Origin of the sequence: Aeromonas sp. S16(2024) (genome assembly GCF_041403065.1) — a bacterium.
GTDB lineage: Bacteria > Pseudomonadota > Gammaproteobacteria > Enterobacterales > Aeromonadaceae > Aeromonas.
Window position 1 is genome coordinate 24,279 of the sequence record NZ_JBGLQX010000030.1, and the last position, 22,801, is coordinate 47,079.

General features: G+C 63.0%; 21 protein-coding genes. 14 read left to right on the forward strand and 7 right to left on the reverse strand.

Features of this window, described 5'->3' with window-relative positions; all coding sequences use genetic code 11:
• Nucleotides 1-13: 13 nt before the first annotated feature.
• From infC to ACB030_RS18085, 12 genes are all read left to right on the forward strand, one after another.
• Nucleotides 14-544, forward strand: a complete 531-nt coding sequence (gene infC, locus ACB030_RS18030; RefSeq protein ID WP_205597183.1) for a translation initiation factor IF-3 — start codon at nt 14-16, stop codon at nt 542-544.
• Between the two features lie 85 nt (nt 545-629).
• The gene (gene rpmI / locus ACB030_RS18035; protein ID WP_005315535.1) at nt 630-827 is read left to right on the forward strand and encodes a 50S ribosomal protein L35; all 198 of its coding nucleotides are present in this window, start codon (nt 630-632) and stop codon (nt 825-827) included.
• A 14-nt stretch (nt 828-841) separates the two neighbouring features.
• Nucleotides 842-1,198 carry a 50S ribosomal protein L20 gene (gene rplT, locus ACB030_RS18040; RefSeq protein WP_010674800.1) on the forward strand — a complete coding sequence of 119 codons (357 nt, stop codon included), beginning with the start codon at nt 842-844 and terminating at the stop codon, nt 1,196-1,198.
• A gap of 323 nt (nt 1,199-1,521) precedes the next feature.
• The gene (pheS, locus tag ACB030_RS18045; protein WP_371161723.1) at nt 1,522-2,505 is read left to right on the forward strand and encodes a phenylalanine--tRNA ligase subunit alpha; all 984 of its coding nucleotides are present in this window, start codon (nt 1,522-1,524) and stop codon (nt 2,503-2,505) included.
• Between the two features lie 12 nt (nt 2,506-2,517).
• Entirely contained in the window at nt 2,518-4,905 is a 2,388-nt protein-coding gene (pheT, locus tag ACB030_RS18050; protein WP_371161725.1) for a phenylalanine--tRNA ligase subunit beta, read from the forward strand.
• A 3-nt stretch (nt 4,906-4,908) separates the two neighbouring features.
• Nucleotides 4,909-5,205 carry an integration host factor subunit alpha gene (gene ihfA, locus ACB030_RS18055; protein ID WP_005300715.1) on the forward strand — a complete coding sequence of 99 codons (297 nt, stop codon included), beginning with the start codon at nt 4,909-4,911 and terminating at the stop codon, nt 5,203-5,205.
• 54 nt (nt 5,206-5,259) lie between these two features.
• The gene (locus tag ACB030_RS18060) at nt 5,260-9,183 is read left to right on the forward strand and encodes an ATP-binding protein (RefSeq protein WP_371161743.1); all 3,924 of its coding nucleotides are present in this window, start codon (nt 5,260-5,262) and stop codon (nt 9,181-9,183) included.
• A 1-nt stretch (nt 9,184) separates the two neighbouring features.
• On the forward strand, nt 9,185-10,435 hold the full coding sequence (locus tag ACB030_RS18065; RefSeq protein WP_371161727.1) for a response regulator: 1,251 nt from the start codon (nt 9,185-9,187) through the stop codon (nt 10,433-10,435).
• A gap of 3 nt (nt 10,436-10,438) precedes the next feature.
• Entirely contained in the window at nt 10,439-11,053 is a 615-nt protein-coding gene (locus tag ACB030_RS18070; protein WP_371161729.1) for a GNAT family N-acetyltransferase, read from the forward strand.
• Between the two features lie 72 nt (nt 11,054-11,125).
• On the forward strand, nt 11,126-11,899 hold the full coding sequence (gene cobB, locus ACB030_RS18075; protein WP_205641718.1) for a Sir2 family NAD+-dependent deacetylase: 774 nt from the start codon (nt 11,126-11,128) through the stop codon (nt 11,897-11,899).
• An 85-nt stretch (nt 11,900-11,984) separates the two neighbouring features.
• Entirely contained in the window at nt 11,985-12,467 is a 483-nt protein-coding gene (locus ACB030_RS18080; RefSeq protein WP_205641719.1) for a hypothetical protein, read from the forward strand.
• Nucleotides 12,464-14,122, forward strand: a complete 1,659-nt coding sequence (locus tag ACB030_RS18085) for a diguanylate cyclase domain-containing protein (protein ID WP_371161732.1) — start codon at nt 12,464-12,466, stop codon at nt 14,120-14,122. The genes ACB030_RS18080 and ACB030_RS18085 overlap by 4 nt, the downstream gene beginning before the upstream one ends.
• Nucleotides 14,123-14,185: 63 nt before the next feature.
• On the opposite strand, the gene ACB030_RS18090 is transcribed toward ACB030_RS18085, so the two are convergent.
• The 7 genes from ACB030_RS18090 to ACB030_RS18120 form a co-directional block, all read right to left on the reverse strand.
• Nucleotides 14,186-15,214, reverse strand: coding sequence for a substrate-binding domain-containing protein (locus tag ACB030_RS18090; protein ID WP_111910637.1), 1,029 nt, complete (start codon nt 15,212-15,214; stop codon nt 14,186-14,188).
• On the reverse strand, nt 15,214-16,146 hold the full coding sequence (gene rbsK, locus ACB030_RS18095) for a ribokinase (protein WP_371161735.1): 933 nt from the start codon (nt 16,144-16,146) through the stop codon (nt 15,214-15,216). Before rbsK ends, ACB030_RS18090 begins: the two co-directional genes overlap by 1 nt.
• 105 nt (nt 16,147-16,251) lie before the next feature.
• The gene (gene rbsB / locus ACB030_RS18100) at nt 16,252-17,127 is read right to left on the reverse strand and encodes a ribose ABC transporter substrate-binding protein RbsB (protein WP_106886740.1); all 876 of its coding nucleotides are present in this window, start codon (nt 17,125-17,127) and stop codon (nt 16,252-16,254) included.
• A gap of 34 nt (nt 17,128-17,161) precedes the next feature.
• Entirely contained in the window at nt 17,162-18,130 is a 969-nt protein-coding gene (gene rbsC, locus ACB030_RS18105) for a ribose ABC transporter permease (RefSeq protein ID WP_043131801.1), read from the reverse strand.
• Nucleotides 18,127-19,656 (reverse strand): ribose ABC transporter ATP-binding protein RbsA, encoded by a 1,530-nt coding sequence (gene rbsA, locus ACB030_RS18110; RefSeq protein ID WP_371161737.1) that lies wholly within the window; start codon nt 19,654-19,656, stop codon nt 18,127-18,129. The genes rbsC and rbsA overlap by 4 nt, the downstream gene beginning before the upstream one ends.
• A gap of 21 nt (nt 19,657-19,677) precedes the next feature.
• Nucleotides 19,678-20,097, reverse strand: a complete 420-nt coding sequence (gene rbsD, locus ACB030_RS18115) for a D-ribose pyranase (protein ID WP_163138050.1) — start codon at nt 20,095-20,097, stop codon at nt 19,678-19,680.
• A gap of 208 nt (nt 20,098-20,305) precedes the next feature.
• On the reverse strand, nt 20,306-20,923 hold the full coding sequence (locus ACB030_RS18120; protein ID WP_371161740.1) for a glutathione S-transferase family protein: 618 nt from the start codon (nt 20,921-20,923) through the stop codon (nt 20,306-20,308).
• A gap of 270 nt (nt 20,924-21,193) precedes the next feature.
• Between ACB030_RS18120 and ACB030_RS18125 the strand changes: the two genes are divergently transcribed.
• Together ACB030_RS18125 and ACB030_RS18130 are read left to right on the forward strand one after the other, a co-directional pair.
• Nucleotides 21,194-21,952, forward strand: coding sequence for a hypothetical protein (locus ACB030_RS18125; RefSeq protein ID WP_162520020.1), 759 nt, complete (start codon nt 21,194-21,196; stop codon nt 21,950-21,952).
• Nucleotides 21,953-21,968: 16 nt separating this feature from the next.
• Nucleotides 21,969-22,646 carry a DUF2987 domain-containing protein gene (locus tag ACB030_RS18130; RefSeq protein WP_139743872.1) on the forward strand — a complete coding sequence of 226 codons (678 nt, stop codon included), beginning with the start codon at nt 21,969-21,971 and terminating at the stop codon, nt 22,644-22,646.
• Nucleotides 22,647-22,801: the final 155 nt, after the last annotated feature.

The following is a 22,801-nucleotide window of genomic DNA, read 5'->3' on the forward strand; positions in this document are numbered from 1 at the left end:
AGGCGGAAAAAAACTGGGCAAGCAACCGCAAGCCCGCGCTCACCGGATCAATGAAGAGATCCGTCTGAAAGAAGTTCGTCTGACTGGTTTGGACGGTGAGGCCATTGGCATCACTACCATCCAGGATGCACTGAACTTGGCCCTTGAAGCCGGAGTGGATCTGGTCGAGATCAGTCCTAACGCTGAGCCGCCCGTTTGCCGAATCATGGATTACGGCAAATTCCTCTACGAAAAGAGCAAGACCACCAAAGAACAGAAGAAAAAGCAGAAAGTCGTCCAGGTAAAGGAAATCAAATTCCGTCCTGGCACTGACGAAGGCGACTATCAGGTAAAACTACGCAACCTGGTTCGCTTTCTGGAAGACGGGGACAAGGCGAAGGTCACCCTGCGCTTCCGTGGTCGTGAAATGGCCCACCAGGATCTTGGTATCAAGGTTCTGGAGCGAGTCAAGAACGATCTGGAAGAGTTGGCCGTAGTCGAGTCGTTCCCGAAAGTCGAAGGCCGTCAAGCTGTGATGGTCCTCGCACCCAAGAAGAAATCTTAAGGCCCACAAGAAATTGACTCATGGGTTCGCCCCATGAGTCGGTTCGCCTTGCGATTTTGTTGTCACTCACAATGCGGAGTATGAAATGCCGAAGATGAAAACCAACCGGGGTGCTGCAAAGCGCTTCAAGAAGACTGGCTCAGGTCGCTTCAAGTGCAAGCACAACCACCTGCGTCACATCCTGACCAAGAAGAGCAGTAAGCGTAAGCGTAAGCTGGGGCCGAAGTTCATGGTTTCTGCTGCCGACCACAAACGTGTTGTCGCTTGTCTGCCGTACGCATAAGGGGGATGTGAAAAATGCCAAGAGTTAAACGTGGTGTGACTGCTCGCGCTCGTCACAAGAAAGTAATGAAAGCCGCCAAGGGTTACTACGGCGCCCGTTCCCGTGTCTACCGCGTAGCGGTACAAGCGGTAACCAAAGCTGGTCAGTATGCCTACCGTGACCGTCGCCAGAAGAAGCGTCAGTTCCGTCAGCTGTGGATTGCGCGTATCAACGCTGCAGCCCGTCAGAACGGTCTGTCCTACAGCCGTCTGATCGACGGTCTGAAGAAGGCTTCCATCGAGATCGATCGCAAGATCCTGTCCGATATCGCCGTTCACGACAAGCTGGCTTTCACCGCCCTGGTTGAAAAGGCCAAAGCAGCGCTGGTTTAATCCGGTTCTGTTATGAAAGATAAAAGGAGGCTCAGGCCTCCTTTTTTGTTGCCCGTTTTTTGCTTTCATGGTGCTGTGCCGTACAGCGCCATCTGCCCTGGTGGCCGACATGAAAATGTCTGATATGCCAACAAACCAAGGTCGATCATCAAAAATTGAAGCGAGCGGGGGAGGGCTTGAGACTCGCTTGATATAACAAAATGATTTATAGGGAGAAAAGCCCGCCATAACTATGGTCAGCGAAGGGGCTTTTTTTGTATTATTCCCCTCTTGACCTTATTTAGCCTAAAGGCTCCTGTTTCGGGAGTGGTGACGAGGAAGACATGCAACAGCTTGAAGAAGTAGTCGGCCAGGCCAAGGCCGAAATTGAGGGCGTAAGCGACATCGCCGCCCTCGACGAAATCCGGGTCAAATATCTGGGTAAAAAGGGCTTTTTTACCGAGCAGATGAAGGGCCTGGGCGCCCTTTCGCCTGAGGCGCGTCCCGCCGCAGGCGCCGTGATCAACCAGGCCAAGCAGCTGGTTCAGGATGCCTTGAACGCGCGTCGTGAAGCCCTCGAAGTTGCCGTGCTGAACCAGAAGCTGGCCGCCGAGACCATCGACATCAGCCTGCCGGGTCGTCGCATCGAGAACGGTGGCCTGCACCCGGTGACCCGCACCATTGAACGCATCGAACGCCTGTTTGGCGAGATGGGTTTCAAGGTCGAGCGCGGTCCCGAGATTGAAGATGGCTTCCACAACTTCGATGCGCTGAACATTCCGGCTCATCACCCGGCGCGTACCGATCACGATACCTTCTACTTCAATCCCGATCTGATGCTGCGTACCCACACCTCGGGCGTGCAGATCCGCACCATGGAACATCAGCAGCCGCCGATCCGCATCATAGCGCCGGGCCGTGTCTATCGTAACGACTACGACATGACCCACACCCCCATGTTCCACCAGGTCGAAGGCCTGCTGGTGGACGAGCATGCCAGCTTCACCGAACTGAAGGGGATACTGCACGACTTCCTGCGCAACTACTTCGAGGAAGATCTCACCATTCGCTTCCGTCCCTCCTACTTCCCGTTTACCGAGCCCAGCGCCGAAGTGGACGTGATGGGCAAGAACGGCAAGTGGCTGGAAGTGCTGGGCTGCGGCATGGTGCACCCGAACGTGCTGCGTTCGGTCGGCATCGATCCGGAAAAATACTCCGGTTTTGCCTTCGGCATGGGCGTTGAGCGCCTGACCATGCTGCGTTACGGGGTCAACGACCTGCGTGCCTTCTTCGAAAACGATCTGCGCTTCCTCAAGCAGTTCAAGTAAGGGCGAGAGAACATGAAATTCAGTAAATCCTGGGTGATGGAGTGGGTCCGCACCGAGTTGAGTGACAACGCACTGGCCGAGCAGATCACCATGGCCGGTCTGGAAGTGGACGCCGTGGAAGCGGTGGCCGGCCAGTTCAACAACGTGGTGGTGGGTGAAGTGGTCGAGTGTGCCCAGCATCCTGACGCCGACAAGCTGCGGGTGACCAAGGTCAACGTGGGCGAGGCCGATCTGCTGGACATCGTCTGCGGCGCGCCGAACTGCAGCACCGGTCTCAAAGTGTGCGTGGCCAAGGTGGGCGCGACCCTGCCGGGTGATTTCACCATCAAGAAAGCCAAGCTGCGTGGCCAGCCGTCCCACGGTATGCTCTGCTCCTTCAGCGAGCTGGGTATCGACGTAGAAGCAGATGGCATCATAGAGCTGCCGAGCGATGCCCCCATCGGCACCGACATTCGTGACTACCTCAACCTCAACGACGTCTCCATCGACGTGGATCTGACTCCGAACCGTGCCGATTGCCTGGGTATCGCCGGTCTGGCTCGTGAAATTGGCGTGCTCAACAGCGTGGACGTGGTCGAGCCGACCTGGGCACCAGCTGTTGCAACCATTGATGCAACTTTCCCGATCCGGGTTGAGGCGCCAGCCGATTGCCCCCGTTATCTGGGTCGCGTCATCAAGGGGCTGAACCTGAGCGCCCAGAGCCCGCTCTGGATGCAGGAGAAACTGCGCCGTGGCGGCATTCGCTCCATCGACGCCATCGTCGACATCACCAACTTCCTGCTGCTGGAATACGGTCAGCCGATGCACGCCTTCGACTTGGCCAAGCTGGAAGGGGAACTGGTGGTGCGTCGTGCCCACGCCGATGAGCCGATGACCCTGCTCGACGGTACCGAGGTGAAGCTCAAAGAGACTACGCTCGTTATCGCCGACGCCCAAGGCCCTGCCTGCATGGCCGGTATCTTCGGCGGCGATCGCACCGGTGTCTCCGAGACCACCACCGACATCCTGCTGGAGTGCGCCTTCTTCGCGCCGCTCTCCATCACCGGCCGCGCCCGTGCCTACGGCCTGCACACTGACTCTTCCCACCGCTTCGAGCGCGGGGTGGATCCCGAGCTGCAAGCCAAGGTGATGGACAGAGCCACCCGTCTGCTGCTGGACATTTGTGGCGGTGAAGCGGGTCCGGTCATCGAGGTCAAATCCGATGCCCATCTGCCGAAAGCGGCACCCATCAAGCTGCGTCGCACCAAGCTCGACAAAGTGATCGGTATCAGCGTGGCCGATGCCCAGGTGCTCGAGATCCTGACCCGCCTCGGCATGCAGGTGACCGTGGATGCCGACGGTTGGACTGCGCTCGCGCCCTCCTGGCGTTTTGACATCGCCATCGAGGAAGACCTCATCGAGGAAGTGGCCCGCATCTACGGCTACAACAAGATCCCGAACCTCAAACCCGCCGCCTCCCTGGCCATGGTTGAGCAGGCCGAAGGCCAGGTGACCCTGAAGCGGGTGCGTGACCTGCTGGTTGACCGCGGTTTCCAGGAAGCGATCACCTACAGCTTCGTGGATCCCAAGGCCCAGCAGACCCTGTTCCCCCAGAGCGATGCCATAGTGCTGCCGAACCCGATCTCGGTCGAGATGTCCGCCATGCGCGTCTCTATGTTCCCGGGTCTGGTACAGGCTGTGGTCTATAACCAGAACCGTCAGCAGCCGCGCGTGCGTCTGTTCGAGCAGGGCCTGCGTTTCATCAAGGACGCGAGCGCCGAGAACGGCATCCGTCAGGAGCCCATGCTGGCCGGCATCATCACCGGCAACCAGAGCGACGAGCACTGGGACGTCAAGAGCCGTGGCAGCGACTTCTTTGATCTGAAAGGGGATCTGGAAGCCGTGCTGGATCTCACCGCCGAAGGGGCCACCTTCAGCTTCGAGCGTACCGAGCACAGCGCCCTGCACCCGGGCCAGAGCGCCGCCATCCTGCGCAATGGCGCCGTCATCGGCCACATCGGCGTGATCCACCCGAGCCTCGAGAAGAAGCTGGGTCTCAAGAGCCGTGCGGTGATGTTCGAGCTGGAGCTGGACAAGCTGACCCCTGCCAAGGTGCCGGTTGCAGCCGAAGTTTCCCGCTTCCCGGCCAACCGCCGTGACATCGCCGTGGTGGTCGACGTTGCGGTTCTGGCCGGTGACGTCCTGGCAGTAATTAAAAAAGTTGGCGGAAATCAGTTAGTTGGAATAAACTTGTTCGACGTATACCAGGGTGCTGGTATGGCAGAGGACAAGAAGAGCCTGGCCATCAGTCTAGTGTTGCAAGACACCCAGCGCACCCTGGAGGAGAAAGAGATTGCCGAGACCGTAGACAATGTCGTGCGGGCCCTTGGTGAAGAGTTGAATGCATCCTTGAGGGATTGATCTATGGCGCTTACCAAAGCCGACATTGCAGAGCACCTGTTCACCCAGCTCGGGATGAGCAAGCGTGAAGCCAAAGACATGGTGGAAGCCTTCTTTGAGGAAATCAGACAGGCGCTCGAGCGCGGTGAACAAGTCAAGATTTCAGGCTTCGGTAACTTTGATCTTCGTGAGAAGAACCAGCGTCCCGGACGTAACCCCAAGACGGGCGAGGATATTCCCATCAGCGCCCGTCGCGTGGTGACCTTCCGGCCTGGCCAGAAGCTCAAGGCCAGGGTAGAAAATGTTGAACCCAATGAGTAAAGAAAAGCCAGGCAAATGCCTGGCTTTTGCGTTTCGATGATAAAGACCCTCTTCCTGTTTGGTGCGCTGCTGGCCTTGCCGCTGCGTGCCGCCACGCTTCCCCTGTCAGCCGAGACCCAGGCCTATGCCGATACGCTCAGCGGGCTGACTTTCTGCTACCCGGCCCTGCAGCGCCCTCCCTATCTGGAAGCGCAGGGGGGCCTGCTCATCGATCAGATGAAACGACTGGCCCTGCAACTGCCGGTGCCGCTGCGCTTTGAAAAACTGCCGAACTGGGCGGCGACCCTGCAGGGCTTGCAGCGCGGGCAGTGCGATCTCATCCCCCATGTGGGCCCAACCCGGGCGACCCTGCCCGGCACGGCCCTGAGCCGCGCCATGCTGGAGGCGGAGTCCGCCATCCTCTATCGGGGGGCGCTTGAGCAGGCGACCTTCCTGGTCTCGCCCGTCTGGCAGGCAGAGGAGACCCTGCGGCGGCTCTATCCCCACTCGTCCCAGCTGCGCCTGACCGATGCGGAAAACTGGTACGGGGCCCTGGTGGCGGGCAGGGGCAGCGCCTACCTCGGTGACTATCTGCAACTGCGTTACCTGATGCGGGAGTTCCCGGATGAGGGGCTGCGCCTGCGGCGGCTGCGCAGCGACGATCTGGTGATCAGCTACCGGCTGATGATGGACGACAAGCCGCAGTTGCAGGAGCTGATAGACACGGCGATCCGCTTCCTGCCGCCGGGCAGCCTCTATCGGGATCTGGGGCGCTATCTGCCCCAGAGCGAGCAGGACATCAACCCTTTGCACTTTACCGACAAGGATCAGGCCTGGCTGGTCGGCAGCGCGCGCACCATCAAGTTGGTGGCTGATCCCGGCTTCATGCCCTATAGCGGCGTCAACCAGCAGGGTGAGCTCATCGGCTGGAGTGGCGATGTGCTGCGGGAGGTGAGTCGGCAGACGGGGCTGAATTTCGAGCTGATCCCGGTTGCCAGCAAGGAGGAGGCGCTCGCCAGGTTGCGCAGCGGGGAGGCCGCCATGATGGCCGGCCTGCTGGAGTCGCCGGCACTGCACGAGGAGTTCGAGTTCACTCGTGTGGTGGCAACCAGTCGCTACGCCCTGGTCAGCCGCAAGCGGGGGGCTTATCAAACCCTTGCCGCGGTCAAGGGCAAGGTGGTCGTGCCCCGCATGCTGTACGACACCAGCCTGCTGGCCCGGTTCGGGCAACACGACTGGGGGGTGACCGACAATCTGTTGCAAGGGCTGGCGGCGGTGCAGAGCGGTGAGGCCGATGCCATGCTGGCCGAGCTCTATCAACTGCAATATCCGCTGCGCAGCAACCAGCTGAGCGAGCTGAGCATCACTGAGCTGCCGGAGGTGTTTAGCCTCGGCTTTGCCATCCGGCGGGATCAGCCAAGGCTTGCCGGGGTGCTGGAGCAGAGCCTGACGACCATCAACGATCGCCAGGTGAGCGAGCTGGTCCAGCGTTGGCGGCGCCTGGTCCTGAACCAGCAGGAGGGGGTCAGTTACGGCTTCTGGCTTGGCTCTGTCCTGCTGGCACTCCTTATTAGCGCTGGGGTGATCTGGTCAGTCTGGCGCTCCCGCCAGCAGCTCGCCCAGGAGGCGCGGGAGCGCCAGAAGGCGGAGCAGGCGCTGGCGCTGGAGAGCAAGTTCAGGGAGTCCCTGTTCCAGGCGCTGCCCGTGCCGGTGTTCTTGCGCAATGACAAGGGGGAGGTGATCAAGCGCAACAAGCGGGCCAAGCGGATGGAGGCGCGCTACGCCACCGATCTCGTCCTGCCGTCTCCGCAGTTGCAAGGGGCTGAGGGGGAGATAGCCCTGCGGGATCAGGTCTACTCCTATGCCCAGATCCCGCTGCGCCTGGGGCCCCAGTCGCCGGCCGGGGATCTTATCGCCCTGTCCGACATCAGCGCCCTGCGCGAGCGCACCCGCTTGCTGCGCCAGGCGGAGCGCCGCCTGCGGGCCCTCACCAATACGGTGCCCGGGGTGGTGCTGCAGTTCACCCTGCAAGGGGGCGCCATCACCCGGGTGGAGTTCGTCAGCCGCGGCAGCCATGAGCTGCTGGGGCTGGCCAGCCAGCAGATCCGCCTCAATCCCAACGAGACCCTCACCCGCATCTCGCACCAGGACAGGCGGGAGATGCGCGCCCCCATGCTGACCATGTTGCAGGCCGGACGCCCCTTCTCCCATCTGCTGCGCTACCAGCATCCGGCCAAGGGCACGCGCTGGCTGCAGTTCTCCGGCAGGGGGCGCCGTCAGGGGGAGGGGTGGCGCGTCTTTGGGGTGGTGCAGGATGTGACCAACCGGGTCGAGCAGGAGCACTCCCTGCAACTCTCCCACGAGCAGGCCCAGCAAGCCGTGCTCGCCAAGGGGCGCTTCCTCGCCGCCGTGAGCCACGAGATCCGCACCCCCATGAATGCCATCCTGGGCTTGCTGGAGTGGCTGGATCAGACCGCGCTCTCCGCAGAGCAGGCCTCGGTGCTGGCGCACGTCAGGCAGGCGGGCAACGAGCTGCTTGGGCTGCTCAACGACGTGCTCGACTTCAGCCGCAACGAGAGTCGCCAGTTGCGGCTCTCCCTGCAGCCGACCGATCTGGTAGAGCTGTGCGAGCATGTGGCGGCGGTGCACTGGTCCAAGGCGCGCTCCAAACACCTGCAGATGCGCCTCAACCTGGATCCGGCACTGCCCGCCCTGATGGCGCTCGATCCCCACAGGGTGCAACAGGTGCTGCACAACCTGCTCTCCAACGCCATCAAGTTCAGCGAGCAGGGCGAGGTGGTGCTGTGGGCACGCCGGCACGGGGACTGGGTCTGGTGCGGGGTGGATGATGAGGGGCCCGGCATCAGTGCCGAGCTGCTGCCCCGGCTGTTCCAGCCCTTCGAGCAAGGGGAGGAGCTGGGTCAGCTCAGGGCCCAGGGCACCGGCTTGGGGCTGGCCATCTGCCGCCAGCTGATGGAGCAGATGGGGGGGGAGATCCGGTTCGAGCCGGTGGCCACTGGCGGCAGCCGCTTCATCTGCGCATGGCCTCTCAAAGAGACGCAGGAGAAGGCGCCCTGGCAGCCAAGGTTCAAACAGATGTCCCTGCAGCTCCCCCCCGAGGAGCTGGTGTACGTGCGGGCCTGGCTCGTCGAGTTTGGCGTGACCGAGGAGGCGACGGCGCCCGGCCTTGTCGCCATCCAGGATGAACAGGGTCTGCGTGCCTGGTCCTGGCAGGGGGAGCCCTGGATCCCCGGCGCCGTGGTGAGTCTGCTGCAACCCAGGCTGGTCCAGGGGAGCGGGGAGGTCGCGGATCTGCCGGGGGCCGGCATGAGGGTCCTCCTGGTGGAGGATCACGAGGTGAATAGGGTGCTGATCAGCATGCAGCTGAGTCAGCTGGGTGCCCGGGTGCTGAGCGCCGCCAATGGCCGTCTGGCCCTCGAGATCCTGGCGCGGGAATCGGTCGATCTGGTGCTGACCGACCTGCAGATGCCGGTGATGGACGGTGCCGAGCTCTGCCGGCAGTTGCGGGCCTCGGCGCGCTGGCAGCAGCTGCCTGTCTATGTGATCACCGCCGATCTCAGCGAGCAGGCGGCCCAGCGTCTGGCGGACTGCGGCTGCCAGGGCCATCTGGACAAACCCGTCCTGTTGAAGGAGCTGGCCATCTTGCTGCGCACCGTCTCGGGTCGCAGCAGTGCGCCTCTGGTGGAGGCCGCCGTCAAGGCAACCCCCATGACGACCCTGCTCAACCCGGCGCTCATCAACCTCTATCTGGAGTCGGCTCGTCAGGATCTGGCCGACATTGAGAGGTGCGTCACGGCAGGGGATGAAGGCGCCCTCAATACGGCTTTACACAAGATGAAGGGGGCCGCCAAAATGGTGGGGGCCGCCGCCCTGGTACAGGTGATCGAGTGCTGGCAGCGAGCCCCCGGGCAACCCCTGGTGGAAGAATTGAAGCAGGCCGTGGAAGAGGTCTGCCGGCAACTGGGCGAGAGAGCATGAGATGATCATCACAGATGAAGAGTTGTTGGCGTTGCTGGAATCTGATGTCAGCCAGGAGCCCGTGTTTCACCCCGTCAGCGTCTATGCCCTGGACGCTGTCTCCCATCAGGCGGCAAAGGAGGCGGGCTTGCCGGCCTATGCCAGCCTGCACCGTACCCGGCCGGACGCGAGCTGGCAGTGGGAGGGGTTGTTCGCCGCCGGAGCCATCGCCCTGTTCGATCCCGCCTCCCACGAGGGGGCCGATTATCTGCCGCAGTTGCAGATCCCCGGGGTGGGGATCTACCCCCTGTCGGATCCCTGGCTTGAGGGGTTGCAGGCGCGGGAGCAGGGGTGGCGGGATTGGCTCGCCCGGCTCCAGATCCTGCTGCTCGAGGATCACCCCTTCCAGGGGGCCTGCATCCAGCAGGAGATCCAGGCGTTGGGACTTCCCTGCCACTGGGTGCAGGATGGCGACGGCTGCCTGCGGGCGCTGGAAGAGGGCGGGGTGGGGCTGCTTGTCTGCGATCTCAGCCTGGCGGAGCAGGATGCCATCAGTCTCCTGATGAGCCATCCCCAGTACCGTCACAGCGGCCTGCCCATCATACTGTTGTCCGCCCACGATCAGACCCTGATCGACGGCGCCAGGCGCCTGCTGAACGACGCCGGCTTCAACGTGCTGGCCGCCCTGGCCAAGCCGCTGCAGAGCGACGATCTACTGCGTCAGCTCAAGGCACTCTACCTGGGGCCGCAGCGCCAGCGCAGGCTGGGTGGCCTGAAGCGCACCATTCGCAGCTGGCAGGGAGAGGCCCGCGGCCAGCTTGGCCTGCTGGCGGATGCGGCCTCCTGTCCCCTGCCAATCTGGCTGGCCGTGAGCAGCCTGCCCCCTCACTGGGACCCCCTCAAGGCATGGTTGGAGCAGCATGGCAGGCAGGCGAGCGAGCTGACCCTGGTCATTCATCGGCGGGATAACTTGCTGGGCCAGGCGGATCGCTTCGCCCTGGTGCTGCAGGCGAGTCTTGCCGGGGCCAGGCTCGCCCTGCTGCTCGACAATGCCCAGCACCTTCCTTTCGAACAGCTGGAGCGGCTGCCGATCCAGAGCCTGCTGCTGGGGCAGCATCTGCTGCCGGAGCTGGAGGCGATGGCCGCCGACTCCCTGCTGTCCCGCTTTATCGGGCGGGCCCGCGAGCTCGGCATGGCCCTCTATCTCGACGATCCCTTCAACCTGCAGGATCCCGCCCAGTGGCAGGATCTCGGCATGGCGGGGCGCTGGTAGCCCGTGCCGCGCTACCTTTGCTGGCCTCCCGATGAGGCGCGCCTGAACAGAGCGCTGGCAGGCTGGGTGCACCCAGGCTCGCGTGCCTCTCTGCCCCTGATGATGGAGGTGGGCGGCATTCCCTGCCGGCTGCAGGAGCTGGCAGGAGCCGATCCCGCGCGGCTGAAGGCGGCCTACGAGGCGCTGAGCGAGCAGAGTGTCTACCTGCGCTTCATGCGCGCCAAGCAGCCCGCCACCGCCGAGCAGCTCGCCTTCTTTCTCGACTACCCCAGAGCCCCCCAGATAGGCTTGCTGCTCACCGACGAACAGGGCCGACCGCTGGCCATGGCCCAGTCTATCCGGCGGCGCCTGCATCCCGACAGGGCGGAGTTCTCCTGCATAGTCGCGGATCATTTCCAGCATAGGGGGGCCGGACGCCGCATCTTGCTGGCGCTGGCACTGCTGGCGCACGGGGAGGGGATCCGCGAGTGGACCGCCGAGGTACTCGGCCAGAACAGGCCCATGCTGGCCCTGCTGAAGGGGCTGGGGCTGCCGCTGACCCTGGTGACGGGGCGGGAGATGGTGTTTGCCAGGCTGGACTTGAGCATACTGGGCACCCTGGTGCCCCGGCATTCCTAAGACCAAGGGCGAATGTGCCGGGCCGGCCTGCTGTGCTAAGGTCAGCCTGTGATCCGTTGGAGGAAATCAACCATGGTGCAGTCAGCCAAACATATCGTGATCCTCACCGGTGCCGGCATCTCGGCCGAATCCGGTATCAAGACGTTTCGGGCCTGCGACGGCCTGTGGGAGGAGCACAGGGTGGAAGACGTGGCCACCCCGGAGGGCTATGCCCGGGATCCCGAACTGGTGCAACGTTTTTACAACGCACGGCGCCATCAGTTGCAACGCGCCGAGATCCACCCCAATCCTGCCCACTATGCCCTGGCGCGCCTCGAGCGCCTGTTGCCGGGGCGCGTGACCCTGGTCACCCAGAACATCGACAATCTGCACGAGAGTGCCGGCAGCAAAAACCTCATCCACATGCACGGCGAGCTGCTCAAGGCGCGCTGTCCCAGCTCGGGGCAGGTGATCGAGTGGCGCGGGGAGCTTCATCAGCACGAGCTCTGCTCCTGCTGCCAGTTGCCGCAACCGTTGCGGCCTCATGTGGTCTGGTTTGGCGAGATGCCGCTGGGGCTGGATCGCATCTACTCGGCCCTGGCACAATGCGATCTCTTCCTCTCCATCGGCACCTCGGGGGCCGTCTATCCTGCGGCGGGGTTCGTCCACGAGGCGGGTCTCAACGGTGCTCACACCGTCGAGCTGAACCTGGAGCCAAGCGAGGTAGGCAGCCAGTTTGACGAGAAGCGCTATGGCCCGGCCTCCCTGCTGGTGCCGGCCTTCGTGGACGAATTACTGCAAAGCTGCGGGGTGCATCAACCCAAGCAGATCGACGGTCATAACTGGATGGAGATGCGCGGGCCATAACTATTGAGAAATGACATAGTTGCATTGACTCAATGAAGCCGCCAAACTGACCCGTAAAATCGAAGATGCAGCTGGCGCAAGGGATATGAACATTTTCAAGCATGGGATCGCTTTTATTCTGCTGGTGCTGACGGCGTTCGGCACTCAGGCAAGCTCTTCCTCACCACTATTGCACTTGATCCTGCCAGACAGGCGGGAGATCCCCCTGGACGAGGCGGCGCTGGCCGCCTTGCCGCAGACCGAGTTCGAGACGGCGACCCCCTGGACCACAGGGGTTCACCGCTATCGTGGCCCGACTCTGAAGGCGATGCTGGCGGCGCAGGGGCTCAAGGATGTCACTCATGTCAGGGTGACGGGTCTCAATGGCTATCAGCAGCAATTCGAGCTCGCCCAGTTTGCCGAGGTGCCGCTGAGCCTGGTGCGCTATCAGGATGACAAGCCGCTGACCCGTCGCAACAAGGGTCCCGTCTGGCTGCTGATGCCCTTCTCTAAATACCCTGAATTCGATCTCTCTCCCATTCACAGCTACATGGTGTGGCAACTGGTGCGCATCGAGGTCATCCCGTGACGCGCCGTCACCGCCATAATCTGCTGCTCGCGGCCATCTCCCTGCTGTTTTTGTTTTCCTCTGTCTGGGGGCTGCTCCTGCAGAGTCGGCACGAGCAGCTGGTCGACATCTTCTATCGCAACACCCATTGGAACATCAGCCAGGTCATGCTGGAATCTCAACGCTTCCTCTATGGCTTGCGCCTCTATCGGGCGGGGGGACTCGAGATGGAGGCGCTGAGCCTGGATTACGATCTGCTGTGGAATCGGCTGGATGTGTTTCTGATCAGCAGCGAGACCGCAGATGCGCGTAGCCGCCATGGGCTGGGTACTGTGCTGGCCGGGCTGTTTGATGAGATCAAGGCGCTGGAGCCCCAGATGCAGGCCGGTGCGCTGCAGGAGGGGCAGGCCCTTGACCGTTCTGAGGCCCGGATTGCCGAGCTGACCCGTCAGGTGGAGCAGATAGGGGATCAGATCCTCTCCGGACAGGAGCGGGAAGCCTCCCTCAATCAACTGCGCCAGAGCCTGTTCTGGATCCAGATCTGGCAACTGATCCTGCTGGTGATGGGGGGCGTGCTGGTGTTTGCCCTGATCCGCACCAATCTGCAGAATCGCCGTCTCTCCCTGCTCGACCCCATGACCCGGCTCGGCAATCGCCGCGCCTTGCAGGGCCAGCTCAGGCAATCCCTGCAGCGCAATCATGCCCAGGCCCTGGTGGTGCTGGATCTGAAACGGTTCAAGCAGGTCAATGATCTGCTCGGCTACCAGGTCGGGGATCGCCTGCTGCAGGCGGTCGCCGCGAGACTGCGGCAAGCCTATCCCGGTCGGGCCTACCGGCTGGGAGGGGATGAATTTGCCGTGGTCCTGGCCGGCGAGCAGCCCGGTCTCGAAGCCGAGATGGAGGCCATGGTGAGCCTGCTGCAGTTCGAGTTCGTGACCCGGGAGAGCAGCTTCGATCTGGCCTGCCGCTTCGGGGTGGCCAGGGCCATTGAGGGAGAGGATGCGGATCAGCTGCAGGAGCAGGCCATATTGGCGCTGAACCAGGCCAAGCGGGACAATGCGACCCTGATCTGGTACCAGTCGGCGATGAAGGCTTCCCTGCACATGGGCCAGCGCCAGCTGCATCAACTGCGGGAGTGGCTGGCGGGGGCCGCGCCCTCGCCGCTGGAGACCATCTCGGAGATCCTGGAAGACGAGCGGGGCCAACAGGTGCTGAGCATCGGCCTGCGCTGGCGGGTGGGACAGCAGAGGTGTGACATGGACTGGATGCAGGAGCGCGGTATCCTGGGCCCCGTGGTGGCGCGGCTGCTGACGGACGCAGAACCGCGGCTGCCGCTGCTCCTGGTGCTCCATCAGCAGTCCCAGCTGGCCCATGTGCTGGCCTATCTGCCGCCCCTGGGAGAGCGGACGCTCATCCTGGCGCTGCCGACCCTGACGGAGGATGCTCTGCTGCTGGAGAAGCTGAGCCAGCGCGGCTGCGTGCTGGCATTGCGTGAACTGGGCAGTCGGGTCCCCGTACTCTTGCGCGCGGGCTGGCCGGTGCGCTACTGGCTGCCCGATCCCTCTGATCACGATGCCTTGCTGCAGCCCCTGGCGCAGCAACTGGGGCTGCTGCGTCTGGGCCGTCCGGCAGAGGTGCAGGAAGGGGAGATAAGGAGACAGGGGGAGCCCCGTTGACCTGGTAGTGACGGATAGAGAATGACAAGGGCGGCCTCGGCCGCCCTTGTCATTGTGCGAAAATCAATGCTGCTGGGGGCCGGTGGAGGGCGACAAGGGGGCGCAGGAGTCTCTGATCACCAGATCAGGGTCCACGGTGATCATGCGATTATCAATCTGCTCGCCATTGATCCGTGCCAGCAGCCGGGTGACGGCGAGGCGACCCAGCTCCTCCTTGGGTTGATTGATGGTGGTCAGCGGCGGGGACATATACTGGGCCAGTGCCACGTTGTCATAGCCGACGAGGGAGAGATCCCGCGGGATCTGAAGCCCGGCGCGATGGGCGGCGCTGATGACCCCCATGGCCATCATATCGTTGCACACAAACAGGGCGCTGGGGCGTGCAGGCAGGGCAAGCAGCCGCTCCATGGCGCTGAAACCACTGGCGCAATCGAAATCCCCCTCCTGGATCCAGCCGGGATTGACGGTGAGCCCCGCCTCCTGCATCGCCTGCTCGAAGCCCGCCAGGCGCTGGTTGGCGGGGGCGCGGCTGTGGGGCCCTGTGATGCAGCCGATATCGGTGTGGCCCAGCGCCAGCAGATGACGGGTAGCCAGATAGCCGCCGCGATGGGAGTTGTCGGCGATGAGATCCACCTCCTTGCTCTCCATGCCCCAGTCCATCACCACCACCGGCAGGCTCTTGAGCCAGTCGAGCTGGTTGAACACCTCCTGCTGCCCCTCGCTGCACATGATCAGCAGGCCATCCACTCGTTTTCTGAGCATCATCTTGAGGTAGGAGAGGGCGGTTTCGGCCTGCCCCTCTGTGTTGCCCAGCATCAGGTTGTAACCCTGCTCGAAGCAGTAGCGTTCCACCCCGCGCACCACCTCGGCGAAGAAGGGGTTGCTGGAGGTGGTGACCAGCATGCCGATGCTGTTGGTCTCCTTCACCTTGAGGCTGCGGGCCACCAGGCTGGGGGCATAGTTGAGATCGCGCATGGCACTGAAGACCCGCTCCCGGGTCTCTTCTGCCACGAAACGGGTTTCGTTGATGACGTGGGAGACTGTGGTGGTGGAGACCCCCGCCCGCGCCGCCACCTCCTTGATGTTGGCCATCAGTGCCCCTGCGCCGTTTGGGACTGGAGGAAGGTGTCGACCTCCTGCTTGCCCGGGATGGAGCTCTGGGCTCCGAAGCGAGTCACCGAAAGCGCCGCCGCCCCGTGGGCGAAGCGCACCGCACTGTGGAAATCGGCGCCAGCCAGCTCGGCGGCCAGCAGGGCGCCGTTGAAGGTATCGCCGGCGGCCGTGGTGTCCACCGCCTCAACCCGAAAGCCCGGAATGAGCGCCTGCTGCTTGGCGTTGCTGCAATAGACCCCCTGGGACCCTAGGGTGATCATCACGTCCGCTATCCCCATCTGGTGGAAACGGGCCGCCGCCTCTGCCGCGCTCGCCTCGTCGCTCACCTTGACCCCGGTCAGCAGCTCGGCCTCGGTCTGGTTGGGGGTGATGAGATCCACCAGCGCCAGCAGATCGGCGGAGAGCGGCTGGGCGGGCGCCGGGTTGAGCACCACCCGGGTGCCGTGGGATCTAGCCAGCTTGGCGGCTTCAAACACGCTTTCAAGCGGCACTTCCAGCTGCAGCAGCAGGGTGTGGGCGCCCGCGATCATGGCCTCATGGCGCTTGACCATGGCAGGAGAGAGGGCGCCGTTGGCCTCGGTGGAGAGGCCTATGCTGTTCTCCCCCTCGTCGCTCACATAGATGATGGCGATACCGGTGGGGAGCTTGTCGTCGAGTTCGACGGCGCTGACGTCGATGCCGTCGTTGGCAAACCCCGTTTTCATCTGACGGCCGATGGCGTCATCGCCGATGCGGGCGATAAAGGAGACGGCGGCGCCGAGGCGGGCGGCGGCCACCGCCTGGTTGGCCCCCTTGCCACCGGGGACCACCTGGTAACTGTGACCGGTCAGGGTTTCACCGGGACGGGGAAAGTGGGGGACGCGCAGCACATGATCCGCATTGACGCTGCCGAGAACTACGAGACGATTCATATCGATCACCCTTGATTGAGAACATCTTGGCTTGAGTGAGCCCAAGCCGGGAGGCTCTGCCTGTGTACAGGAGACAAAGGGGGAGGCGAGCCTCCCCCGTCATGCTTACTTGCTGACGATTTGCAGCGGTACCGGGATGGATTTCTCCACCGGCTGGCCCTTGAGCACCTTGTCGGCGGTTTCCACGCCGATGGCACCGATCAGCGCCGGCTGCTGGGCCACGGTGGCGGCCAGTTTACCCTTGGCTACCGCCGCCTTGCCATCGTCGGTGCCGTCGAAGCCGACTATCATCACCTCTTTGCCGGCCGCCTGCACGGCGCGGATGGCACCCAGCGCCATCTCGTCGTTCTGGGCGAACACCGCCTGCACGGTCGGGTGGGCCGCCAGCAGGTTCTCCATGACGTTCAGACCCTTGGTGCGGTCAAAGTCGGCCGGCTGGGAAGCCAGCACCTGCAGCTTGTTGGCGGCAACGGCCAGAGCAAACCCTTCGCCACGGTCACGGGCGGCAGAGGTCCCGGCGATCCCTTCGAGCTGGATCACCTTGGTGCCTGCCCCCAGCTTCTCGGTGATGAAGTCACCGGCCAGCTTGCCACCGGCCACGTTGTCGGAGGCGATGTGGGCCTTGACCTCACCCTGGGCCGCGCCGCGGTCCAGGGTCAGCACCGGGATATTGGCCTTGTTGGCCAGGCGGATGGCGTTGCCCACGGCTTCGGAGTCGGTGGGGTTGATCAGGATGGCATTGACCTTGCGCACGGTGAGATCTTCCACGTTGGAGAGCTCCTTGGCCGGGTCATTCTGGGAGTCCAGCACCACCAACTCGTAACCAAGCTCCTTGGCCTTGGCTTCGGCCCCCTCCTTCATGGTGACGAAGAAGGGGTTGTTGAGGGTGGAGACCACCATGGCCAGTGTCTGATCGGCGGCCTGGGCGGTACCCAGCACGGACATGATGGCGGCAGCGAGCAGGGTATTGAGCTTTTTCATCATTTCATTCCTTGTGTGTGCATGGCTTACGTTATTAACGATTGCTTTTGTTATCGATCATCACGGCGAGCAAAATGACGCTGGCCTTGGCGATCATCTGGTAATAGGACGAGACGTCGAGCAGGTTGAGGGCGTTGTTGAGGAAGCCGATGATGAGTGCCCCGATGAGGGTACCCATGATGCGACCCTTGCCCCCCATCAGGCTGGTGCCACCCAGCACCACGGCGGCGATGGCATCCAGCTCGTACCCCATGCCGGCGGTCGGCTGGGCCGAAGAGAGGCGGGAGGTGACGATGAGCCCGGCCAGGGCCGACAGCATGCCGCACAGGCCGTAGACTGCGAGCTTGACCCGGGCCACGTTGATGCCGGAGAGGCGGGTGGCCGACTCGTTGCCGCCCAGGGCATAGATGTAACGGCCGAGGCGCGTGTGGTTGAGCAGGTACCAGGCCAGCAGGAAGACGATGGCCATCAGCCAGATGGGCACCGGCAGACCGAACAGGTAGCCGGTCCCCAGCCAGGCGAAGTGATCGGCGCCGTCGCTGAAGCCGGTGGAGATGGGACGTCCCTCGGTGTAGACCATGGTGACGCCGCGCAGGGCCGTCATGGTCACCAGGGTGGCGATGAAGGCCTGCACCTTGCCCTTGGCGATGATGAGGCCGCTGACGCCGCCGAGCAGGGCACCGGCACCCAGGGTGAGGGGCACCACCAGCCAGATCGGCAGCTCCATGGCCACCATGGTCGCCGCCAGGGCGCCGCACAGGGCCAGCACGGAGCCGACCGAGAGATCGATACCGGCGGTGAGGATGACCAGCGTCATGCCGACCGCCATGATGGCGTTGACCGAGGTCTGGCGCAGTATGTTGAGCAGGTTGTCGGCGGTGAAGAAGTTGGGGCTCAAGAAGGAGACCACGCCGATCAGCACCAGCAGCGCCACCAGGGATTTGTTCTCGATCCACCAGGCCTTGCTCATGACGCCACGGCGGGGAAGGGTTTGGGTTGTCATTGTGCTGCCTCTTGCTCTGCTTGCCACTGTTTGCCGACTGCCGCTGCCATCAGTTTCTCCTGATTGGCCTCGCGGGTGTTGAACTCTGCGCTGATTCGCCCTTCGTGCATCACCAGGATGCGATCACTCATGCCGAGCACTTCCGGCATCTCGGAGGAGACCAGGATGATGCTCATCCCCTCCTTCTTGAACTGGTTGATGAGCTGGTAGATCTCCTTCTTGGCCCCCACGTCGACGCCCCGGGTCGGCTCGTCCAGGATCAGCACCTTGGGCCTTGTCAGCAGCCCCTTGGCGATGGCCACCTTCTGCTGGTTGCCGCCTGAGAGCAGCTTTATCAGCTGATCCTGACTCGGGGTCTTGATGTTGAAGAGACGCACATAGTCGCTCACCGCCTGGCGCTCGGCCTTGCCATCTATCTTGCCGTGACTGATGAACTCGCCGAGGGCGCAGAGGCTCATGTTTTCACGCACCGACAGCTCCAGCACCAGGCCATCCCCCTTGCGATCCTCGGAGATATAGGCGATGCCGGCGGCCAATCCGTCGGCCGGGGTGCGCGGTACCAGCACCTTGCCATCGACCTCGACAGCGCCACTGCTGATGGGGCTGGCGCCGTAGATGAGCTTCATCAGCTCGGTACGGCCAGAGCCCATGAGGCCGCTGAAGCCCAGGATCTCCCCCTGACGCAGGGAGAAGCTCACCCCGCGCACGCCGGGACCGGCCAGATCTTTGACTTGCAGGCTGACGGGGCCGAGCTCGCGCACGAGGCGCGGGTATTGCTCCTCCAGCCGGCGGCCCACCATCATCTCGATGATCCTGTCTTCGTCGAGATCGCTCACCGCCTGCTCGCCGATCCACTTGCCGTCCCGCAGTACGGTAACGCTGTCGCAGATCTGGAAGATCTCCTTGAGGCGGTGGGAGATGTAGACGATGCCGCAGCCCTGCTGGCGCAGCTCGCGGATGACCACGAACAGCTGCTCGGTCTCGGTGTCGGTCAGGGCATCTGTGGGCTCGTCCATGATGATGACGCTGGCATCGAACGACAGCGCCTTGGCGATCTCCACCATCTGCTGCTCGCCAATCGACAGGTCCCCGAGCCGGGTGTCCGGTCCGTGCTTGACGCCGAGACGGGCCAGCAGGGTGCTTGCCCGCTCACGCAACTGTTTGTGATCTATGTTGCCAAAGCGGGTGCGCGGCTCGCGGCCGAGGAAGATGTTGGCGGCAATCGACAACTCCGGCAGCAGGTTCAGCTCCTGGTGGATGATGCTGATCCCCTGATCCTGGGAGTCGCGGGGGCCCTTGAAGTGGACCGGCTGGCCGCGGTAGCTGATAGTGCCCGCATCGGCCTGATAGATGCCGGTCAGCACCTTCATCAGGGTGGATTTGCCGGCGCCATTTTCACCGAGCAGGGCCATCACCTGGCCCGGATAGACTCGCAGACCTGCTTCGTCGAGGGCGCGCACACCGGGGAAGGTCTTGACGATCCCGGTGAGCTCGAGAATGGGTGAGGGGGAGGCGGTTGTGCTCATTTGCAGCTTCCTTGAAGAGGCTTAAAACGCCACACCGGCGCAGAGAATAATGTTGGCGTAGGGAGTCACCTCGCCGCTGCGTACCACAGCCTTGCTCTGGCGGGAGCGGGTCTTGAACGCCTCGTGCAGGCAGTATTCGATGGTGATGGGCTTGCCCTGGGCCAAGGCGTGGGCCTCTAGCTGCGCAACCAGTGTCTGATGGGCATCCGGGCTGATCAATTTTATTTCGCTTGCCATGATCACCTTCTCCACCACCAGATCGGTGAGCAGGGCGGTCAGCACGGTTTCAAGGCTGGGAGTCCCCGCCATCAGCGCCAGATCGATGCGCTCCGGACCTGCCGCAATGGGCAGGCCCGCATCGCAGACGGTGATCTCGTCGGTGTGGCCCATCTGTGCCACCAGGGCACTCAGGGGAGCATTGAGCAGCTTGCCTCGTTTCATACAACACCTCGGCGGCATGGGGACCGCATGTCGATATTTATCTGGGCAACCGGTTACGCAACCGGTTGCGTTGTTGAGGCGAAAGATAGGCGCTAACCGTTAACGGGTCTAGGAACAGATGACGAAAATGTGAAAACGATCTCAGTGATCCGGCCGTCGGAGGGAAAAACGGGTGCCAGAAGAGCACCCGTACCACGGGAAGAAGGGGTCAGAGGAGGAGGGCTTGCTGCACGGCGGGGCGCGCCAGCATGCGCCTGGTATGGGCCGCCACCTTGGGAAACTCGTCGATGGCGACCCCGTCGCTCTCGAGCCAGCTGGCCACCACGAACAGGTAGATGTCGGCCAGACTGAAATGCTCCCCCAGCACCCAGGGGCCGGCCAGATAGTGGTGTTCTATCTCGGCAAACCCTTCGCGCATGTTCTGCGGCATCCTGGCCTTCATGGCGGCGATGGCGTGCTCGTCATCGGCCCAGCGGCTGGCGCGGCGGCCATGGGCATGGGAGACGTGCACCGTCGAGGCGAGGAAGCTGTGCACCTCCTGCATCCTGGCCAGCAGGAAGGGGTCGTCCAGGGGGGCGAGCCCGGCATCGGGGAAACGCTGAGCCACGTAGAGCAGCAGGGCCGGGGTTTCGGTCAGCACGCCGCGCTCCGTCACCAGGGCCGGCACCCGTCCCTTGGGGTTGATGGCAAGGTAGGCGGGGGTGCGTTGCTCCCCGGCGGCGAGATCGAGGCGCTTGATCTGGTGCGGGGCACCGGCTTCCACCAGGGCGATGCGCACCGCCATGGCACAGGTACCGGGGGCGAGATAGAGCGTCAGTTCGGACATTGCAGCTTTCCTTGTGTGGGCGATCCGGGATGGAGTGCGCGAGTCTGTCGAGTCTTGGCCATCCATCCTACGCCCATGGCGGGCCAGGGCCAAGCCAGGCGACCGGGGCACAAACAGAGGGCAGGGTAACTGCGCGCTTGTCAGTGAAATCAATGGCTTTCTGAACGGAAGATAACAGGAAAAACGACTACGCATGCCCGGTCAAACCGCTATAATGTGCCACCTTGGAACAGTCGCTTTTGAATGTTGGATAGTCAATTGAGTAATAGAATGCGGATCGGTGGAACCCTCGAACAGTCCCTCAGCCAGGGATACCGTCTGGACCTGCAAGGGGTGTTGAAAGAGGCCTGGCAACAGACCCGCCGCACCGGTTTCGGTCTGACGCTGGCCATCGCCGGGGTCATGGCAATCTGGATCCTGCTGAGCAACACCCTGCTGGCCCCCTATGTCAGCCAGGAAGGGGGTGACATGGACATGGCCCTGATATTGAGCCTGCTTATCACCGTCATCATGTCCCCCATGACCTCTTCCCTCGACATGCTGGGGTTGCAGCAGTCGGTGGGGGTGCGGGCCCGCCCGAACCAGGTGTTCGACTTCTTCCGTCACTTCCTGCGTCTGGGCTCCCTGAGCCTGCTGGGCAGCCTCATCACCAGCCTGTTTGGCCCCCTGTTTGAGCTGCTGGGCTTGCCGGTGATGCTGGCCTTCATTCCCTCTGCCCTGGTGGGCATGGGGCTGGTGTTCACCGTGCCCCTGGTGCTGGAGCGCGGCCTGTCGCCGGCCCAGGCCATCCTGGTCTCCCTCAAGTTGTTCGCCCGTGGCTGGCCCAGCATAGTGCTGCTGCATGGCGTCATGCTGGCGCTGTTTTTCCTGGCCATCATCCCCATGGGCATAGGCCTTATCTGGGTGGCCCCCCTCTATTTCAACCTCAAGGGGATCCTCTATCGGGATCTGTGCGGGGTCGCCGTGGAGGTGACCGAAGTGGCGGACAATGCCGCCACCGGGCAAGGGCCCGATCATTTCAACGCGTGATGCAAAAGGATGGCATATGAAGCTGGTTCGACATGGCATGGCGGCAAGTCTGCTGATAGTGCCGGTGCTGTGCGCGGCGGCGCCCTCGCTGGATCTGCAATACAGCACCTTCTACAGCCAGATGAAGACCTTTGCCAAGGGCGAGTTTGGTGATGCCAGGTTGGGGTTTTATCTGACCGATCCGCAAAGTGGCCAGCGCTGCGGGCTCGCCTCGGCCCGGGTCTCGACCCTGGATCGGGACGTTGCCGCCGAGGTGACCATAGACAGCGAGCTGCGCCTGCCCTATGACGACGATCTCAATCTCGACAAGGCAACCGTAGTGGTGGAGCTGACCGAACCACACGCCGCCTGCGACATGTCGGTGCAGGTGATGGCCGATGCGCCCCCTGCGTCGGATGGCCCGGCGTTCAGGGTGAGCGAGGTGGTGGCACGCCAGCAGGAGATGCAGTCGCTGCTGGACAAGCTGGCAGGCATGGTCGGCAAGCACTTCCTGCCGGACATGGCGGGGGTACGGGTGACCCTGGTGCAGCCGAGCGGCACCGCCTACCTCATCGACGGTGCCCGTCAGCAGCCTCTCCCCTGGCAGGATGGTCAGCTGCTGCTTCGCAACGAGCAACTCGCGGACTTCGCGGCGGGCAAGTTGCAGCTTGAGGGAGATATACTGCGACTGACACCCTGGTTGCACAAAGGCTGAAGACGCCGGATACCAGACAGATAAAGAAAAGGAGCGCATGGCGCTAATGCCGATCAGTTAAGGATCCATTGACCGATCCTCCTGATGTGTAAAAATCCGAAACCTGTTGATTGGTTTCGGATTTTTTATGCGTATCTCACAGGCTCTCGACTTCC

Excerpts from the sequence above, each read along its gene's own strand:
- rpmI (WP_005315535.1), top strand. The coding sequence starts at position 630 with ATGCCGAAGATGAAAACCAACCGGGGTGCTGCAAAGCGCTTCAAGAAG.
- rplT (WP_010674800.1), top strand. The coding sequence starts at position 842 with ATGCCAAGAGTTAAACGTGGTGTGACTGCTCGCGCTCGTCACAAGAAA.
- pheS (WP_371161723.1), top strand. The coding sequence starts at position 1,522 with ATGCAACAGCTTGAAGAAGTAGTCGGCCAGGCCAAGGCCGAAATTGAG.
- pheT (WP_371161725.1), top strand. The coding sequence starts at position 2,518 with ATGAAATTCAGTAAATCCTGGGTGATGGAGTGGGTCCGCACCGAGTTG.
- ihfA (WP_005300715.1), top strand. The coding sequence starts at position 4,909 with ATGGCGCTTACCAAAGCCGACATTGCAGAGCACCTGTTCACCCAGCTC.
- ACB030_RS18065 (WP_371161727.1), top strand. The coding sequence starts at position 9,185 with ATGATCATCACAGATGAAGAGTTGTTGGCGTTGCTGGAATCTGATGTC.
- cobB (WP_205641718.1), top strand. The coding sequence starts at position 11,126 with ATGGTGCAGTCAGCCAAACATATCGTGATCCTCACCGGTGCCGGCATC.
- ACB030_RS18080 (WP_205641719.1), top strand. The coding sequence starts at position 11,985 with ATGAACATTTTCAAGCATGGGATCGCTTTTATTCTGCTGGTGCTGACG.
- ACB030_RS18090 (WP_111910637.1), bottom strand. The coding sequence starts at position 15,214 with ATGGCCAACATCAAGGAGGTGGCGGCGCGGGCGGGGGTCTCCACCACC.
- rbsK (WP_371161735.1), bottom strand. The coding sequence starts at position 16,146 with ATGAATCGTCTCGTAGTTCTCGGCAGCGTCAATGCGGATCATGTGCTG.
- rbsB (WP_106886740.1), bottom strand. The coding sequence starts at position 17,127 with ATGAAAAAGCTCAATACCCTGCTCGCTGCCGCCATCATGTCCGTGCTG.
- rbsC (WP_043131801.1), bottom strand. The coding sequence starts at position 18,130 with ATGACAACCCAAACCCTTCCCCGCCGTGGCGTCATGAGCAAGGCCTGG.
- rbsA (WP_371161737.1), bottom strand. The coding sequence starts at position 19,656 with ATGAGCACAACCGCCTCCCCCTCACCCATTCTCGAGCTCACCGGGATC.
- rbsD (WP_163138050.1), bottom strand. The coding sequence starts at position 20,097 with ATGAAACGAGGCAAGCTGCTCAATGCTCCCCTGAGTGCCCTGGTGGCA.
- ACB030_RS18120 (WP_371161740.1), bottom strand. The coding sequence starts at position 20,923 with ATGTCCGAACTGACGCTCTATCTCGCCCCCGGTACCTGTGCCATGGCG.
- ACB030_RS18125 (WP_162520020.1), top strand. The coding sequence starts at position 21,194 with ATGCGGATCGGTGGAACCCTCGAACAGTCCCTCAGCCAGGGATACCGT.
- ACB030_RS18130 (WP_139743872.1), top strand. The coding sequence starts at position 21,969 with ATGAAGCTGGTTCGACATGGCATGGCGGCAAGTCTGCTGATAGTGCCG.